The 16,483-nt window shown below is 63.0% G+C and carries 14 protein-coding genes; 5 read left to right on the top strand and 9 right to left on the bottom strand.

Translation table 11 applies throughout. From position 1 onward, the window contains the following. Positions 1 to 30: 30 nt before the first annotated feature. Together AC5J09_RS23475 and AC5J09_RS23470 are read right to left on the bottom strand one after the other, a co-directional pair. Complete coding sequence (locus AC5J09_RS23475; RefSeq protein ID WP_338282409.1) at positions 31 to 984, bottom strand: DMT family transporter; 954 nt, start codon at positions 982 to 984, stop codon at positions 31 to 33. Next, complete coding sequence (locus tag AC5J09_RS23470) at positions 981 to 1,925, bottom strand: alpha/beta hydrolase (RefSeq protein WP_494298604.1); 945 nt, start codon at positions 1,923 to 1,925, stop codon at positions 981 to 983. The genes AC5J09_RS23475 and AC5J09_RS23470 overlap by 4 nt, the downstream gene beginning before the upstream one ends. A 189-nt stretch (positions 1,926 to 2,114) precedes the next feature. Here AC5J09_RS23470 and AC5J09_RS23465 point away from each other — a divergent pair, with 189 nt between their 5' ends. The 4 genes from AC5J09_RS23465 to metF all read left to right on the top strand — a co-directional run bounded on the left by AC5J09_RS23465 (position 2,115) and on the right by metF (position 7,122). Next, positions 2,115 to 2,882, top strand: a complete 768-nt coding sequence (locus AC5J09_RS23465; RefSeq protein WP_494298603.1) for a ribonuclease T2 — start codon at positions 2,115 to 2,117, stop codon at positions 2,880 to 2,882. A gap of 128 nt (positions 2,883 to 3,010) precedes the next feature. Then, positions 3,011 to 4,660: an energy-dependent translational throttle protein EttA gene (ettA, locus tag AC5J09_RS23460; protein ID WP_100671717.1), complete on the top strand. Its 1,650-nt coding sequence runs from the start codon at positions 3,011 to 3,013 to the stop codon at positions 4,658 to 4,660. A 495-nt stretch (positions 4,661 to 5,155) separates the two neighbouring features. After that, the gene (locus AC5J09_RS23455) at positions 5,156 to 6,178 is read left to right on the top strand and encodes an ArsR/SmtB family transcription factor (protein WP_100671716.1); all 1,023 of its coding nucleotides are present in this window, start codon (positions 5,156 to 5,158) and stop codon (positions 6,176 to 6,178) included. Positions 6,179 to 6,180: 2 nt separating this feature from the next. After that, on the top strand, positions 6,181 to 7,122 hold the full coding sequence (metF, locus tag AC5J09_RS23450) for a methylenetetrahydrofolate reductase [NAD(P)H] (protein ID WP_379938149.1): 942 nt from the start codon (positions 6,181 to 6,183) through the stop codon (positions 7,120 to 7,122). Between the two features lie 533 nt (positions 7,123 to 7,655). Here the strand turns inward: metF and AC5J09_RS23445 are convergent. The 5 genes from AC5J09_RS23445 to AC5J09_RS23425 all read right to left on the bottom strand — a co-directional run bounded on the left by AC5J09_RS23445 (position 7,656) and on the right by AC5J09_RS23425 (position 13,026). Further along, on the bottom strand, positions 7,656 to 8,600 hold the full coding sequence (locus AC5J09_RS23445; RefSeq protein ID WP_494298602.1) for a DMT family transporter: 945 nt from the start codon (positions 8,598 to 8,600) through the stop codon (positions 7,656 to 7,658). 211 nt (positions 8,601 to 8,811) lie between these two features. Beyond that, positions 8,812 to 10,029, bottom strand: coding sequence for a lytic murein transglycosylase (locus AC5J09_RS23440; RefSeq protein ID WP_100671714.1), 1,218 nt, complete (start codon positions 10,027 to 10,029; stop codon positions 8,812 to 8,814). A gap of 137 nt (positions 10,030 to 10,166) precedes the next feature. Continuing rightward, positions 10,167 to 10,952 (bottom strand): glycoside hydrolase family 25 protein, encoded by a 786-nt coding sequence (locus tag AC5J09_RS23435; RefSeq protein ID WP_100671713.1) that lies wholly within the window; start codon positions 10,950 to 10,952, stop codon positions 10,167 to 10,169. Positions 10,953 to 11,113: 161 nt separating this feature from the next. Next, a complete protein-coding gene (locus AC5J09_RS23430) occupies positions 11,114 to 11,779 on the bottom strand; it encodes a class I SAM-dependent methyltransferase (RefSeq protein WP_494298601.1) in 666 nt (221 codons plus the stop codon). Then, positions 11,776 to 13,026 carry a BtaA family protein gene (locus tag AC5J09_RS23425; RefSeq protein ID WP_100671711.1) on the bottom strand — a complete coding sequence of 417 codons (1,251 nt, stop codon included), beginning with the start codon at positions 13,024 to 13,026 and terminating at the stop codon, positions 11,776 to 11,778. The genes AC5J09_RS23430 and AC5J09_RS23425 overlap by 4 nt, the downstream gene beginning before the upstream one ends. Positions 13,027 to 13,193: 167 nt before the next feature. Between AC5J09_RS23425 and AC5J09_RS23420 the strand changes: the two genes are divergently transcribed. After that, positions 13,194 to 14,555: a serine hydrolase domain-containing protein gene (locus tag AC5J09_RS23420; RefSeq protein WP_494298600.1), complete on the top strand. Its 1,362-nt coding sequence runs from the start codon at positions 13,194 to 13,196 to the stop codon at positions 14,553 to 14,555. 32 nt (positions 14,556 to 14,587) lie between these two features. On the opposite strand, the gene AC5J09_RS23415 is transcribed toward AC5J09_RS23420, so the two are convergent. Next, the gene (locus AC5J09_RS23415) at positions 14,588 to 15,592 is read right to left on the bottom strand and encodes a transglycosylase SLT domain-containing protein (protein ID WP_494298599.1); all 1,005 of its coding nucleotides are present in this window, start codon (positions 15,590 to 15,592) and stop codon (positions 14,588 to 14,590) included. A 133-nt stretch (positions 15,593 to 15,725) separates the two neighbouring features. After that, positions 15,726 to 16,361 carry a LysE family translocator gene (locus AC5J09_RS23410; protein WP_379938152.1) on the bottom strand — a complete coding sequence of 212 codons (636 nt, stop codon included), beginning with the start codon at positions 16,359 to 16,361 and terminating at the stop codon, positions 15,726 to 15,728. Positions 16,362 to 16,483: the final 122 nt, after the last annotated feature.

The following is a 16,483-nucleotide window of genomic DNA, read 5'->3' as shown; positions in this document are numbered from 1 at the left end:
CCTCCCAAATACTGTCCTGTTTCGCCGCTGTCAGATCGCCGGCGACACCGGCGCGATACCCGCCGTCTTCTGCACCTGTCGCTCGCGCCAGATGATATAAAGTCCTGAACCGATGATGATCGCGATGCCCAGCCATTTCAGCGCGTCCGGCAGATCGCCGAAGACGAGCCAGCCGAAAATCGTCGCCGAGACGATCTCGAGATATTGCAGCGGCGCGAGCACCGAGGCCGGCGCCGCCCGATAGGCATAGACGCCGAGCACGCCGGAGATCGTCGCGGTGACGCCGACTCCCAACAGATAGTACCAGGCGCGGCCGTCCGGCCAGACCGGATCGAAGACGCTCGATCCGCTGCCCTCGCCGAACCAGAGCAGCGCGAGACAGAAGAGGCCTCCCCAGATGCCGGCATGGAACTGCATCGACCAGGGGTCCTCGTTCTGCGCGACCATGCGCGTCACGAGCAGGAAAACGGCGAGACCGAAGGCGGCGACGATCGGCAGAAGCGCGACCCAACCAACTTCCTGCATGCTCGGCTGGATGACGAGCAGCGAACCGAGGAAGCCGACAGCGCAGGCGGTATAACGGCGCCAGCCAATCGTCTCCTTGAGGAAAATGCTGCCGAGAATGGTGAGGATGATCGGTTCCACGAAGAAGATGGCGATGGCATCGGCCACCTCCATGACCTTCAGCGTGGTGATGAAGGAAAGCATGGTCACCACCAAAAGGCCGCCGCGCAGCGCATGCAGCGCACTCTTGCGCCAGGTGAGATCGAACAGCGTGCCGCGCAGAAGGACGATCGGCAGGATGAAGACGATCTGCAGCAGGAAGCGTGCCGCCGTGATCTCGGCCGAGGGAACCGTCGCTATGGCGAGCTTCGAGAAGACGTCGATCAGCGGCGACAGCAACACAGAAAGGACCATCAGCGTCAGGCCGTAGGAGATCCGGTTGTGGTCGATTGCCGCCTTGGAAAGGGAGAGCTCGCTCATGGACGGTGCCGCTTTCCCCGGACTGCCTTCAGGCACCAGGCGGCAAACTCCGTCATCGCTTTTTCCCGTCCGATCTCGTTCAGAGTTTCGTGGCGCATGCCCTCGTGAATTGCGATCGTGACATCCGTCATGCCCCGTGCTTTCATGCGGTTGCCCAGCCAGCGAACGGCGTCTCCGTTGAGGGTGGAAGGATCGGCGCTGCCGCCGACGAGGTGAACCGGCAGGCTTGACGGGAGCCGCGACAGCCGGTCGGAGCGGGCTCCGGCAAAGGCGAAGGCGAATACGTCGAGCCACAGCGATACGGTCGGGTCGAAACCACAGAGCGGATCTTCGATATATTTGGCAACCTCGCTTCTATCGCGCGAGAGCCAATCGAAATCGGTCTGCCGGTCGGCGATGCTGGTGCTCCAGGCACCGAAGGTGAGTTTCGTCACGAGCGGACTTGGCACGTCCGAACCCTTCAGCATCTTCTCGATCGCCAGCAGCAACTGGCCGCCGCGCCCGGCAAGGCCGGGCCGGAAATTGGAGTTCCACACAGCAAGCGCGTCGTAGAGTTCCGGATCGGTTTCGGCGGCGTTAAGCGCGATCAGGCCGCCCATCGAATGGCCGAACAGCACGACCGGCAGGCCGGGATGGCTGGCCACCGCCATATCGCGGAGCGCGCGGAGATCCGCGACGACCTTGGCAGCGCCATCCCGCTGCGCGAACATGGCGGGACACGCATCGGGGGCACAGCTCGTGCCGTGGCCGCGGTGGTCATGGGCGTAGACGTGGAAACCTTGGCCGGCCATGGCTTCGGCAAAGCGGGCATAGCGGCCGGAATGCTCGGCAAGGCCGTGGCTGATGACGAGAATGCCTTGCGGTTCACCCGCGGCGCCGAGATGGCGCCAGCCGAGCGTCGCGCCGGTCGGGCTTCGATGCGTCCTCACCTGCCCGAACATGCCATGCGCTCTCCCCCACTTGCGGATGCCGTGCGGATATCAAATCGATTTGGGTGGGAAAGGCAACCGCAGCTTGTTGCTCGTTGCGCATGAGATCACAACGAATCCGCAGATGCGATTTAGGGTTGCAATTTTCCCGTATGTGGCGTTATTTGTTCCTGTTTTGTTTCCTTTAGAGGGTTTGGGGCAATGAAGACAAGGGCGATGATGCATCTGATCAGGTTGGCGGCGCTGGCGCTGGGTTTGGCGAATGCGCCCCTCGCTGCGGCTCAGGAGAGTGACGCGAGCGAGGGCGAAACCGGCGCGGGAAGGACGGAATATGTCCTCGCCGTGAGCTGGCAGCCGGGATTCTGCGAGACGCGGCCCGAGCGCAAGGAATGCGTCGATCAGACCGCGGATCGCTTCGACGCCACGAATTTCTCGCTTCATGGACTATGGCCGCTCAAGAAGAGCTATTGCGGCGTGGAAGCGGATCTGAAAGCGCGCGACCGCAAGGGCGATTGGCTGGAACTGCCGGAAGTCGCCATGGGGGACGAGACGGCCAAGCGCCTGCTCGTGGCCATGCCAGGCGTCATGTCCGGTCTGGACCAGCACCAATGGCTGCGCAACGGTACCTGCCAGACGGCAAATGCCGAGGACTATTTCGCGCTGCAGCTCCGGCTTCTGGACGAGCTCAACCGGTCGGCGGTGCGTGCGCTCTTCGCCGGCGGGATCGGCAAGGAACTCGACGAAAAACAGATCAAGCAGGCCTTCGACCAGGGCTTCGGGGCGGGGGCCGGAGACCGGGTGCGCATGCGTTGCCAGTCGGTGAACGGCCGCGACGTGATTACCGGGCTGACGATCGGGCTCTCGGGCGACCTCTCGGGCAAAGCCGAGCTGGCGGATTTGATCCAGGCGGCGGGGCCGACGGAATTTAAATGCGCGAAGGGGGTCGCAGACGCTGCCGGGCGGGGCTGATCCGGACCGCAATTCGCATTGAGGAAGCGGCGGGGGAGCGTTGGGGCAAGGGCCTTTGGCGTTGCCCCGCCACCATAATTCGCCTACATAGCGGGCAAAATTCCCTTCCGATGCGGAGCATTTCCTTTATGGCACGTCAATTCATCTATCACATGGCCGGGCTGAACAAGGCCTACGGCAACAAGAAGGTCCTCGAGAACATCCATCTCTCCTTCTATCCGGAGGCGAAGATCGGCATTCTCGGCCCGAACGGGGCCGGTAAGTCGACCGTGCTCCGGATCATGGCGGGCCTTGATACCGAATATACCGGTGAGGCCTGGGTCGCCGAAGGTGCGAGGGTCGGCTATCTCGCACAGGAGCCGCAACTCGATCCTCAGAAGAACGTGCTCGAGAACGTGATGGAAGGGGTGGCTGCCAAGAAGGCCATCCTCGACCGCTACAACGAGCTGATGATGAACTATTCCGACGAGACGGCGGAAGAGGGCGCCAAGCTCCAGGACGTCATCGACAGCCAGAACCTCTGGGACCTCGACAGTCAGGTGGAAATGGCGATGGAAGCGTTGCGTTGCCCTCCGGGCGATGCGGAGGTCACCAATCTCTCCGGCGGCGAGAAGCGCCGCGTGGCGCTTTGCAAGCTTCTGCTGTCGCAGCCCGAACTGCTTCTGCTCGACGAACCGACCAACCACCTCGACGCGGAAACGATCGCCTGGCTCGAAAAACACCTGCGCGAATATCCGGGCGCCGTGCTGATGGTCACGCACGATCGCTACTTCCTCGACAACGTCACAGGCTGGATTCTCGAGCTCGACCGCGGACGGGGCATTCCCTATGAGGGCAACTACTCCGCCTATCTGCAGTCGAAGGCCAAGCGCATGGCGCAGGAAGGACGCGAGGAGGCTGCCCGCCAGAAGGCCATCAGCCGCGAGCAGGAGTGGATCTCTTCGAGCCCTAAGGCCCGCCAGGCGAAGTCCAAGGCTCGTATTCGCGCCTATGACGAGCTGGTCGAGGCGGCTGCGGACCGGCGTCCCGGCGATGCGCAGATCGTCATTCCCGTGGGCGAACGGCTGGGACAGGTTGTCATCGAGGCGGAGAATATTTCCAAGGGTTACGGCGACCAGCTGCTGATCGAAGGCCTGAGCTTCAAGCTGCCGCCGGGCGGCATCGTCGGCGTCATCGGCCCGAACGGCGCCGGCAAGACGACGCTCTTCCGCATGATCACCGGGCAGGAGCAGCCCGACGACGGTTCCATCCGGATCGGAGACAGCGTGCAGCTCGCCTATGTCGACCAGAGCCGCGATGCGCTCGACGCCAACAAGACGGTCTGGGAAGAAATCTCGGGCGGCAACGACATCATCAAGCTCGGCAAGCACGAGGTCAACTCGCGGGCCTATTGCTCGACCTTCAACTTCAAGGGCGGCGATCAGCAGCAGAAGGTCGGCACGCTTTCGGGCGGCCAGCGCAACCGCGTTCACCTTGCCAAGATGCTGAAGTCCGGCGGCAACGTCGTCCTGCTCGACGAACCGACCAACGACCTCGACACCGAGACCCTGGCCGCACTGGAAGATGCGCTCGAAAACTTCGCCGGTTGCGCTGTTATCATCAGCCACGACCGCATGTTCCTCGACCGCCTTGCCACCCATATCCTCGCCTTCGAGGGCGACAGCCACGTCGAGTGGTTCGAAGGCAATTTCGAGGATTATGAAAAGGACAAGATCCGCCGCCTCGGCCCGGACTCGGTCAACCCGAAGCGCGTAACCTACAAGCGCCTGACGCGTTGACCGTCATACGTTTGCGGCGGCGCATCGCTGACGGCGTTCTTTGAGTCTGTACATCCAGCGAAGGCGGCCTCTCCGGGTCGCCATCGCCGGGCTTCGCCGCCGTAATCCTCGGGGCTTGATCCGAGGATCCGTTCACAAGCCACCGATACTCAAACAGGCGGCGTTACGCGCAGTCCCGTTGCATGCACCGCGTCATCCACGGAGTTCGGCTCCTATGCCCGGCGTGTGGATCCTCCGGTCCAGGCAGAGGATGACTGTCGGGGTCACGGCCGAGGATGAATGTCGGGGCCGAGGCAGAGGGGGTCGACGGGCAGAGCCTGCTCCCGAAGCGTTCTGAAATCTCCACAAATCGTAGCGCGCCATTTGTCGGCCGGGCGACCGCAAGGTCCGGCCGTTCTATCCTCCAGGCGCCATTCTATTGCCTCTATGCGCAAATCTCTTGCGCGGCCGTCACAAATCACATAAACATATCTTTATGTGTTGATGGGGAAGGCTATGGCTGATCGGGAAACGCTTGGTTTGGATGCGCTGGTCGACGTCCTGAAGGCGGCGGGCGAGCCGACGCGCCTGCGCCTGCTGGCCCTTCTCTCGGCCGGCGACCTGACGGTCACCGATCTTACCGAAATTCTCGGGCAATCGCAGCCGCGCATTTCCCGTCATCTGAAATTGTTGGCCGAGGTCGCGCTCATCGATCGCTATCAGGAAGGCGCCTGGGCCTATTTCCGCCTGCGGCAGGAGGGCCGTCGCGTCGCGCTGATCCGCGAGCTTCTCGCATCGGCCGCAGCCGACGATGCAATTCTGGCCAGGGATGCCATCCGCCTTGCCACGTTGAAGAGAACCCGCGCGGAGAAGGCGCAGGCCTATTTCAGCCGCAACGCCGCCGAATGGGACAAGCTCAGACGTCTGCACATCGCCGAAGGCGACGTCGAGGCGGCGCTCAAGGCGATGGTCGGCGACGAGCCGGTCGACAGCCTGCTCGACCTCGGCACAGGAACCGGACGTATTCTGCAGCTCTTCGAGGGTATCTACCGTCGCGGCATCGGCGTCGACGCCAGCCGCGACATGCTGGCGGTCGCGCGATCCAACCTGGACAAGGCCGGCATCACCAAGGCGTCGATCCGCCACGGCGACATCTTCAACCTGCCGCTTGATGGTCAATCCTTCGATCTCGTCACGATCCATCAGGTGCTGCATTATCTCGAGGAGCCCGAGGCGGCGATTGCCGAGGCGGCGCGCATGCTCGTCCCGGGCGGCCGGCTCGTGATCATCGATTTCGCGCCGCACGGGCTTGAACATTTGCGTGACGACCATGCCCATGCGCGCCTGGGCTTTTCGCACCAGACAATGAGCGAATGGCTGCAGAAGGCCGATCTTTCGCTCGAGAAGACGACCGATCTTGCGCCGGAAGGCGGGCAGGAGGGGAAGCTGACTGTCACCATCTGGCTGGCGCGCGATCAGCGCGCGGTCGAAACCGTTGCCGACTTGCCGCGCCAGCGCCTTCATGCAGGGGGAGTTTGAGAATGAACGGACGGACGCCTTATCCCGTGGACTGCGACGGTCTTAGATTTTCCTTCGAGTACTTCCCTCCGAAGAACGACGAGATGGAGGCGCAACTCTTTCAGACCGTCACGGCTCTCTCCGTCTTCGCGCCCGCCTTCGTCACCGTGACCTACGGTGCCGGCGGGTCGACCAAGGCGCGCTCCCTGACGACGGTCAAGCGGATGATCGGGGAGATGGAGATCCGGAATACGGCCGCGCATCTCACTTGCGTCGGCGCGCCGAAGGCGGAGGTGGATGCGGTCATCGACGAGTTCGTCGCCTGCGGGGTGCGCCATTTCGTGGCGTTGAGGGGTGATCCGCAAGGCGGTATCGGCAGCGTCTACGAGCCTTTCCCCGGCGGCTACGAAAATGCCGCCGCCCTCGTCGAGGCCCTGAGGGCGCGCGGCGATTTCGAGATCTCCGTCTCCGCCTATCCGGAAAAGCATCCGGAGAGCCCCGACGTCGCTGCCGACATAGACATGCTGAAGCGCAAGGTCGACAATGGCGCAACGCGCGCGCTTACGCAGTTCTTCTTCGATAATGACGACTTCGAGCGCTATCTGGAACGCGTAAGGCGCGCGGGCATCGCGATACCGATCGTACCCGGGATATTGCCGATCAATAATCTCACCCAGGTGCAGAAATTTGCCGGTCTTTGCGGCGCCAGAGTTCCGGAGTCGATCGTTTCGCGGCTGGGCCCTCTTGACGATCAGCCGGAAGGGCGTTTCCGGGAGGCGGCCCATATCGCGGCCGAACAGATCACCGATCTCGTCCGGCGCGGCGTCAGCGATTTCCACCTCTACACGATGAACCGCCCGCAGCTCATCACTGCCGTTTGCGAACTGATCGGCTATGATCCGGAACTCGCGCCGGCTCAGCCTGCAGACACGGAGCGCCCGGTCCGGGCGGTCGCGAGGGCATGACGGCCGACCTCGGATAAGCAGCACCATAGCGAAAGCCCATGAATGCCGCAGCATTCATGGGCTTTCTGATTGTTGCAGCCTGTCGAACTATTGCGCCTGAGCGGCGGTGAGACCTTGCTGCAAAATGGATTTTCCGGAAATTAAAGTCCCCGTTTCGGCTGGACTGTCAGTGGCCCTGAATCACACGAAAAGCATTACGGCCACGAATGCGAACGCTGCACTGATCATAAGGACGTTCAACGAGTGTGTAAGTCCCATAAGCTGATCCTCCCTGCGTTGACGGGTAAAACATAGGGCGAAAAAACGGCATGTGAAAGCGAAACTTGTGCTGCACTGCGAAATTCCCTATCTCCGATTTTTTCATGAATACATATAACGTGTTGAAAACAATCAATTATTGGGAATGCCACATTTTATTCACAATTCCTGCCAGGAGGTTAATGTAAACATCTGTAACGCTGCGTGAGTGTGTGAAAAAGACGGTGAATCAGTCTACCGGGCGCCCGCCGGGCGGATCGTGGCGCGCGGAATGGTCACCGTCCGGCGGAATATCCGAGCTTCAGGACGCGCCCATCCAGGATCGCCAGGCCGACGGCGATGAGCAGCATGCCCCCGATATCAGTCGCCTGCAGTATTTCTCCCAGGAAGAGATAGCCGAGCAGGATGGCGCTTGGCGGGACGAGCAGCGTTACCAGCGAGGTGTTGGTGGCGCCCGCTTCGGCCATGATGCGGAAGAACAGGATATAGGCATAGGCGGTTGAAACGAGCGCCAGTCCGAGGATCGCGAGCACGGTCGCGAGCGGCGGCATGGGCAGGGTCCATGGCATGTCGACGAGAACCGCGACCGGCAGCATGATGAGTGTCGATGCGGTCAATTGCCCGGCGGCCGTCACCGGCGCGGCCAGATTGCGGAAGCGTCTGCCGTAAGAAGCGGAAAACCCGTAGCTGACTGCCGCCAGGACCGGCAGGACCAGCGCCCAGAGCGGCACGTCGCCGGCAGCGCCGAAGAGGCCGGCAAGCGCACTCGGCCCTATGAGCACGGCGGTACCGGCAAGCCCGAGCAGGCAACCGCTGAACTTCGCGGTGCTCAGCTTTTCATCCTCGGTCGCGACATTCGCGATGAGCACCGTCCAGACCGGCGTCGTGGCGTTGAGGATTGCAGCGAGACCGGCGCCGATATGCGTCTGGCCGAGAAAGATGAACGCATGCGGAATGGCGTTGTTGATGAGCCCCATGAGCAGGAACTCGCGCCAGCGCCCGGCGAGCGCCGGATATATGCCGTGTCGCCCGCGAAGATAGAGATGCAGGGCGAGGGCAGCGAGGCCGAGACGCAAAAGCACGAGCGTGAAAGGCGGCACATGGGCAACGGCCACCCGGGCGAAGAAGAAGGAACCGCCCCAGATGAGACCGAGCAGCCCGAGCAGTGCCCAGAGGCGCATGGTCATGTGGGTGCTGATGGAATTTGCGGGTGAAGCCATATCTTGCCTGCGCAGCAGCTGCCGCATCGGCCCGAAATCGGACGATTTCGGAAAGCACGATGCGTCGACCGAATAAGTTGGAGCGCACTTCGTGCGCCCATCCGGAACGACCGCGCTCTCAGCCGGAATAGGAGCCCGACAATTCAGAATTGTGCAAGCAGTATTGCGGCGAAGCGGGTGTCGCCACCCGCTTCTTGCGTCCTGCCAAAGGTCAAAGCGCCTCCAGCAGGCCCGGTGTTGCCCAGCCGTCGGCGGGAAGGCCGAGCTTCAACTGCTCCTTCTGCAGTGCGGCCCGCGTGCCCGAGCCGAGAATGCCGTCGATCTTGCCGACGTCATGACCAAGCGCCTGCAATCTGGTCTGCAGGGCTTTCATCTCGGCGTCGCCGAGCCCCGGTTCCGGATTGCCCTGCTGATAGGGAGGCGCACCGGCAAGCCGGGTCGCGAAATAGGCGGCGGAGGTCGTGTAGATGAAGGACTGATTCCACTCGAGATAGATCTTGAAGTTCGGGTAGGTCAGGAAAGCGGCGCCTTTGCGGCCCTGAGGGAGAACCAGCGAGGCTTCGAGCCCACTGTTGGAGGTGTTGCCGTCACGCGGCGTGACACCGAGTGCGAACCAGTCGCCGGCGGTCATGCCGGACTGCAGGCCCGTCTTCTCCCAAGGCAGTTGCTCCGGGACGCGGACCTCCTGAATCCACGGCTCCCCGCGCTTGAAGCCCAGGCTCTGGATGAATTTCGCCGCCGTCAGAATGGCATCCGGAGAACTCTTCTTGAGATTGACATGGCCGTCGCCGTCGCCGTCGACGCCATAGGCGATGATGTCCTCAGGCAGCATCTGTACCTGGCCGATCTCGCCCGCCCATGCGCCCGTGGTCGTCGCGGGATCGAGATCGCCGTGCTGCACCATCTCGATTGCGGCGAGAAGCTGCGGCCGGAACATTTCCGGGCGGCGGCAGTCATGCGCCAGCGTCACCAGCGCGTTGCGCGTATTGAAATCGCCCTGCACGGCGCCGAAGTCGGTTTCCATCGCCCAGAATGCGGTGATCACGGGCGCCGGTATGCCGAATTCCTGCTCGGCCCGGTCAAAGACGTCGGCATATTCCCGCATCTTCTGCGCACCGATGTCGAGGCGCGACTTGCTGACGGTTCGCTTCGAAAATTCGGTGAAGGTCTGCTTGAACACGCCCTGGGTGCGGTCGCGGCTGAGCACCTTCTGGTCGATCGCGGCGCCTGCGAGGGCCCGATCGGCGACGTCTGCGGGAATGCCCTTGGCGACCGCTTCGGCCTTGACGCCCTCCAGAAAGGAGCCGAGGTCGCCGCCGCACGCGGCGGCTGGGTTTCCCGACTGAGCCGGAGCTTGCGCCAGGGCCGGCGTGCCGGCGAGGGCAAGGAATCCGAGGGAGAGAAGGGCTTTGCGCGCTGTGCCTGTCATTACAATTCCTTTCCGTGGCCGGCCGCACGGAATGCCGCCGGGCCCGAAGTCTGTCGAGAATGAAATCTATCGATGCTGTCTCAGAGCATTATGACCGAATGAAGAAAAATGCGGACCATGCCGCCCCGTCCTCTGGTCTATCTTGCCTGCGAGACGGTCGCGACCCACTTCTGCCAGTTCCTGGCGGAACCGGCGAAGGCGTTGATGTCCGTGCTGCCCTGAATGCCGGGGATCACGCCGGTGCTGGTATATTGCCAAAAGGCCCAGCGGCGTTCGACGTAGATGTCCTTTGGGTGCTTGGCTACCGAGCGCACCCAGAAATGATAGTCGTTGAAGGCGCCGACCAGATTGTCGCGGTGAAAGTCGACGGACGTGTAGATGATCGGCCGTTTGCCGTAATGGGCCTCGAGCCGGTCCATGAACCGCTTCATTTCGGACCGCACGGTGTCCGGCGCCGGCCGGTAGCGGCAGGTCTTCGATTCGCCGTTCCATTCGACATCCAGGACGGGCGGCAGGTGGACGGCGCTCTTCGGCACGTTGGCAATGAACCAGTCGGCCTGGGCGTCGGCGGTGGAGCAGAAATAATAGAAATGATAGGGCGCGTAGGCGAGGCCGACGGCGCGCGCCTGCTGCCAATATTCGTGGAAGCGCGAGTCCACCCGGTCCTTGCCTTCGGTTGCCTTGATGAACGCGAAGGACACGCCGGAATTCTTGACCTTTCGCCAATCGATGTCGCCGTTCCACTTGGAGACGTCGATTCCGTGAACGCTGTGATGGTGCGGCGTGCGGCCGCCGAAATCCTGCGGATCCGTATCGTGGAAGCGCGGCTGAATGGAGGCCGTCTTGACGAGGTCGTAATCGGTGGAGGTACAGGAAGAGAGAATGGAGGCGATGGGCAGCAATGCCAGGAGAAGCCGGCGCATGGGGGTTCCGTTTCGAGACGAACGACGATCCTGCCTCACGCGATGGTTTCCATGATTGGTGATGTCCCCCAGGGAGGCGTGACCTCCTTTTCACCATATCATCGTAAAAATTGCGTTAGCTCAAGTGGGAATTGCAGCCGAATGCTTTCCGCCATCGTCCGCTACGGTGCCGCGCGGCGATAGACGGCGAGCCAGGCATAATCTCGTCCGAGCGATCTGACCTCGAGCGCCGCTCCGTCTCTCTCGGCCCTTTTGCGCATCGCGTCGAAAAGCGATTCGCGCGGCGTGACGTGGAAACGTCTGAGCCAGGCCCGGAGGAGGCGGCGGAAGCCGGCCGGCCAACCTTCCTGCTGGCCGAAATCGACGATATGCAGCGAGCCGCCCGGCTTGAGCGCGGCAATCGCGGCATCGACCGCCTTTTCCCATTCGGGAACCATGGAAAGGGCGTAGGAGATGACGATCCGGTCGAAACCTTCCTGATCGAAGGAGGCGGCGGTGAAGTTCGTCGCGTCGGCGACCCGCAACACTGCGTCCGCCCGATCTTGGCGCCGGAGCTTGGCTTTGGCGGTCGCCAGCATTTCGGCCGAGATATCGAGGCCGAAGAGGCGCGCACCGGGGTAGAGTTCCCCGAGCACGGCGAGATTGCGGCCCGTGCCGCAACCGACTTCCAGCACGGATGCACCCGGTGGCGGGTTCAATTCACGGATCAGCGTGTCACGGCCGAAGAGATAGTATTTGCGCGTGAAATCATAGATGTACCGCTGATAGCGATACATGCGGTCCATGAGGTGAGCCTGGCTTTCATTCGCAGTCTGCACGGCGCTCATGCTTTCTTCCGATAGATGTGGAAGCCGCCATAGATCGCCGACCGGTCCTCGGCGCCGAGCCTCATCGAGCTCTCGGCGTCGTAGTGCCACTGATCGAGGAGCGTGGTGGAGAGGCGCCCCGGCAGGATGCTCGCTTCCGCCGCCGTGCGGAAGATCACCGCCGCGCCGACGTCGGCGGTGCGGGTGATCTCCGTCCAGAGATCGTTCAGCTGCTGGTCGGTCATCCAGTCCTGTGCGTCGAGGAGCACGTAGCGGTCGACGGAGGCGGCGGGCTTGCCGGCGAGAAGCTCGGTGAAGCTCGCATGGTGGATCTCGACCCGCTCCGCATTGTGGCGAATCGCTTCGTATCGCGATGCCTGAAGATAAGGCGGCAACTCGCCCTCGTCCGGCCGCGGGTAGCGCCGCGCAAAGGCCTGCCAGGCGAAGTAGTTATCGCGCAAGGGGAAATGACAGGTCAGCTTTTCCAGGCGATTGCGCAGCACCGCGGCGACGGATTTCTCCCTGCTCAGGCTCGCGAGTTCGTCGAACTGCTGCGGCGGGATGCCAAGGCCGAAAAGGGAGCTCTTGCGGCTGGTGATCCACCGGATGACCGGACGCTCGAAGAGCGGAGCGAGCTTGTCGTCGAAGAACTGCCGCTGCTCGCGCATGGAGCGCGCCTTTGCGAAGTCTTCGGGATTGACGCCATGCAGCCGTGCGAGAACATGGCTCGCGGCAATGAAGCGGCCGAGCAGGCCGGTACGGTAAATGTTGCGCCCGAAGACGCCGATGCGCCGGCGGCCGGTGAGATCCCGGCCGTTCCAATAGGCGCGGGTTGCCGGATCGAGCTTCGGAGCGAGGAACACGTCGTAAGCCTGGCCATTCGTGCGCGTACCTTCGACGGCGAGGAACCGCACCACGTCCTTGTGGCTCGGCAGGTGGCGAAAGGCCGAAAGCTTCAGCCGGTTGAGCGCGATGTGATGGGGATTGAGATCGACCACGTCTATCCGGGCAGGCGCGGCCGAGAGGTAGGTCAGCATGTTGCAGCCGCCGGAACCGATCGTCACGATCCGATGTCCGGGGCGGATCTGCATCGCTTCCATGTCGACAATCGGATCCTCCCAGATCTGCGGGTAGACGAGTCCGGAAAAGAGCAGACCGAACAGGCGTTCGGAGAGACCGGCGGGGGAGAGAGGTTTATGCTGCAGGAGTGCGCTTTTCAGTTTCGGATTCTTCTTGCCGAAGCCGGCATCCGGGGCGAAGTCGGTCATCTTGCCTATCGTCCAGTTGAAACTGAGCCGCTTCTAAGGTGACTCGGCTACACTTTGATGACGAGGTTTCGCACAGGGGCTCGCAGGGATTCGGGTATTGCCCCTCATCCGACTGGTCAGACGGGCGAAAGCGCAGTAGCACTTATGCGAAGAGCGGGAGGGCGAGAATGAAGGGTCTTCTGAAGGCGCTTGGCGGACTGGGGGCGGCCGCGCTCGTGGGCCTCGTCGGTTGGCTGGCGCTGTTTCCGCCTGAACTCCTCAAGGTGGGAGACGGCTATGCCGCCAAGATCGTCTGCTCCAACGTGTTCCTCGCCGGACGCGATCCGCAGGAAGTGCTGGCGCAGGACGTGCAGGCGCCCGGGCACCCGCTGCTGAAGCTCGTGCGCGTTTCGGTCGATCGGGAAGAGCAGAGCGTGACGGCGCGTATCCTGGGCTTTGCCGCACCCGGCCGCGCCGTCTACCGTCCGGACAGCGGTTGCGCCAATGTGAGCGGAGGCAGCGCCGAGGCCATCGCGGGGATGCGCGGGACCGAGTCGGCGACGGCGCCTCTCGCCCACGATCCTGGCGTCGACTGGCCGGACGGGGACAAGCCGGACATCGACGCGGCCATTCAAATGCTTGTCGAAGATCCGGCACTGGCAGGTCCGGGCATGCGCGCAATCGTGGTCGTCAGGGATGGCAGGCTGGTCGCGGAAACCTATGCGGCGGGCTTCGACCGGAACACGCCCCTGCTCGGCTGGTCCATGACGAAGTCCGTGACGGCGGCGATCATCGGCCGGCGCATTGCCGAAGGGCGGATGGATCTGGCCCAGACCGATCTGGTGACCGAATGGAACGGCGACGAGCGAGCTCGCATCAAGCTGACCGATCTTCTCGCGATGCAGAGCGGGCTCGATTTCAACGAGGATTACGGCGACGTCACGGACGTGACGCGCATGCTCTATCTGGAAAGCGACATGGCCGGCTTCGTCGCCTCGAAGCCTCTGGAGGCGGCTCCGGGCACGAAATTCGCCTATTCGAGCGGCACGAGCAATCTTCTGTCCCGGCTCTGGATGGAGACATTCGACGATCCGGCCGAAGCGCTTTCCTATCCGCGCGAGGCGCTCTTCGCTCCGCTCGGGATGACGAGCGCCGTGATGGAGACGGATGCAAGCGGAACCTTCGTCGGCTCTTCCTACATGTATGCGTCGGCGCCGGACTGGGCGCGCTTCGCGGAGTTTCTGCTTCAGGACGGAAGCTGGAAGGGGAGGCGGCTCCTGCCGGAAGGTTACGTATCCTTCATGCGCACGCCGACTGCGGCTTCCGGCGGCGACTACGGGGCCGGCCAGGTCTGGCTCAAGGAAAACGGTATCCGCGCCGGAACGGCGAATTTCCCGCCCGACACGTTCTGGATGCTTGGACATGACGGGCAGGCGATCATGATCGTCCCCTCGCTTCGCCTCGCGGTCGTCCGCCTGGGGCTGACACCGTCGCGCCTCGGCTACGACGTGCAGAAGCTGAATGCGAGGATAATCGACGCGCTCGATTGAGCGATGTCCGGCAGACAGGCCAGGCGCTCGGCTTACCTCATATTCAGCTCGTCGAGCATGCCCTTGCGCTTGGCATGGTAGTAATAGCCGCTGGCATAGAGCCTTACCGCGCCGTCGTGCTGGTTGTCGGCAACCATCCACGCTCCGCGCAGATACTTGGTCGCGTATTTGAGGTTGGTTTCCGCGTCGAAGAGCCCTTCGGCCGGACCCTCATAGCCGAGACCCTTGGCCGTGTTATAGCGGATCTGCATCAACCCGAAATTGCCTTTGCTGTAGGCGCGGGGGTTGTAGTTGCTCTCGCGCCTGACCACCCGGTGCACCAGCTCGAGAGGCAGACCGTTCAGCTCGGCATAATATTTGATCAGCCTGTCAAGCTCCGGCCGCGAGCTGGTCGGTGTTTTTCCGGACTTCAGCGAATCGGGGATGACGCTTGCGACCGCGCCGACTGCGGTGCCGAACACGCCCGTCTTCGGGCGCTCCGTCGGAACGATCATGCGCTTGGCGACAAGCGTTTCCAGACCGACCGGCTCGCCGGTGTCGAAATCCGACTCCCACGAGGCGGCAACTCCGATAAGCGGGGCGGACTGATGTCCGGCGCCTTTCTCGGGGACCGGCGGCGCGGCTGCCGGGGAGGTGCCTGCCGAGGTGGGTGTCGCCATCGCTACTTCAAAGGGCTGCGCGGGTTTGGCCGCCGGCACGGCGACCGACCGGGGAGCCGCGAAAGCGAGGGTCGTGTCTGTCGCGGGCGCCGTCTTCGGTTCGCCAGCGACATCAGTTCCTGCGGCGCTTGCCGGCGCCGCCGACGAGGTCTGTGCGGTCAATGCGGCCGAGGTGCTCGCCGTTGCGCCGATCGGCGCAGGCAGTGCGTAAGCCGTCGTCTCCGTTCCCGGCTTCGGCAGGGGCGTGACCGTCTGCACGGCCGTTAACTCCGCAAGCGACGTATGCTCCACCGTGGAACATCCGGAAGCAACAGCGACGGAAACAAGGGACACGGCGGCAAGTGCCCGCTTCGAAAGGGGAATACGGAATTTCGCCATGCTGTCACTTTCGTGCTTCTGGGCCCCGTAGCCCCTGCAAATCAGCGGTTGCCACCCCGCCGCGCTTGAATCTCCATTAACCTATGCCGCCGGTTGCGGCAAGCGCGTGAGAGCATTTCAGAGACTGCTCATGTCAGGTCGTGGCGCGCTTCAGACCCGCCGTCAGCAGGCCGGCGCCGATGAGCAGCGAACCACCGAGGCGATTGACGATGCGCCGGACATTCGGCTTGCGGATGGTGCTTCCGGCCGCGGCAGCAAGCCAGGCATAAAGCGCCGCGTTGGTCGTGGCGAGTATCAGGAAGGTCGTCTCGAAGATGGCCATCTGCGCGAAAAGCGGCCGCGACAGATCGAGGAACTGGGGCAGGAAGGCGACGAAGAAGAGAATGCTCTTCGGGTTGAGTGCGGTCACCGCATAGGTGTGAACGAATATCCGCAGCGGTCTTTCTGCAGGACTCGTTTCAAGGGTGCTCCCGCTGTCGTTGCCGACCGGCGCCTTCCAGAGCTTGATGCCGAGCCAGACGAGATAGGCGGCGCCGATCCACTTCAGCACGGTGAAAATCGCCGCCGAGGTTGCAAGCAGAGCACCGAGGCCGAGCATCGACGCCGTCATTGCGGTGAAATCGCCAAGAGCCACACCAGCCACGGTCGCCCCCGCGATCTTGCGGCCGTGGCCGAGCGCATAGGATATGACGAGAAGGATCGTGGGGCCGGGAATCGCAAGCAGCACCGCAGATGCGGCGGCGAAGGCGAACCAGTGTTCGAAGGACATGAGGGGGCTCCGCGGTTGAATGGCTGCTGAAGAGGAGGGAGCCATGCCGGCGCGCAGCCGTCAACTCCTCTCGAGCCGAAAGCCTCCGGTGAGAAGCGGTTCGCCGTTTCAGAAAACAGCGA

This window comes from Sinorhizobium sp. (genome assembly GCF_059070375.1).
Note: the sequence above shows the minus strand (reverse complement) of the source record. Positions and strands in the feature narration are given on the sequence as shown.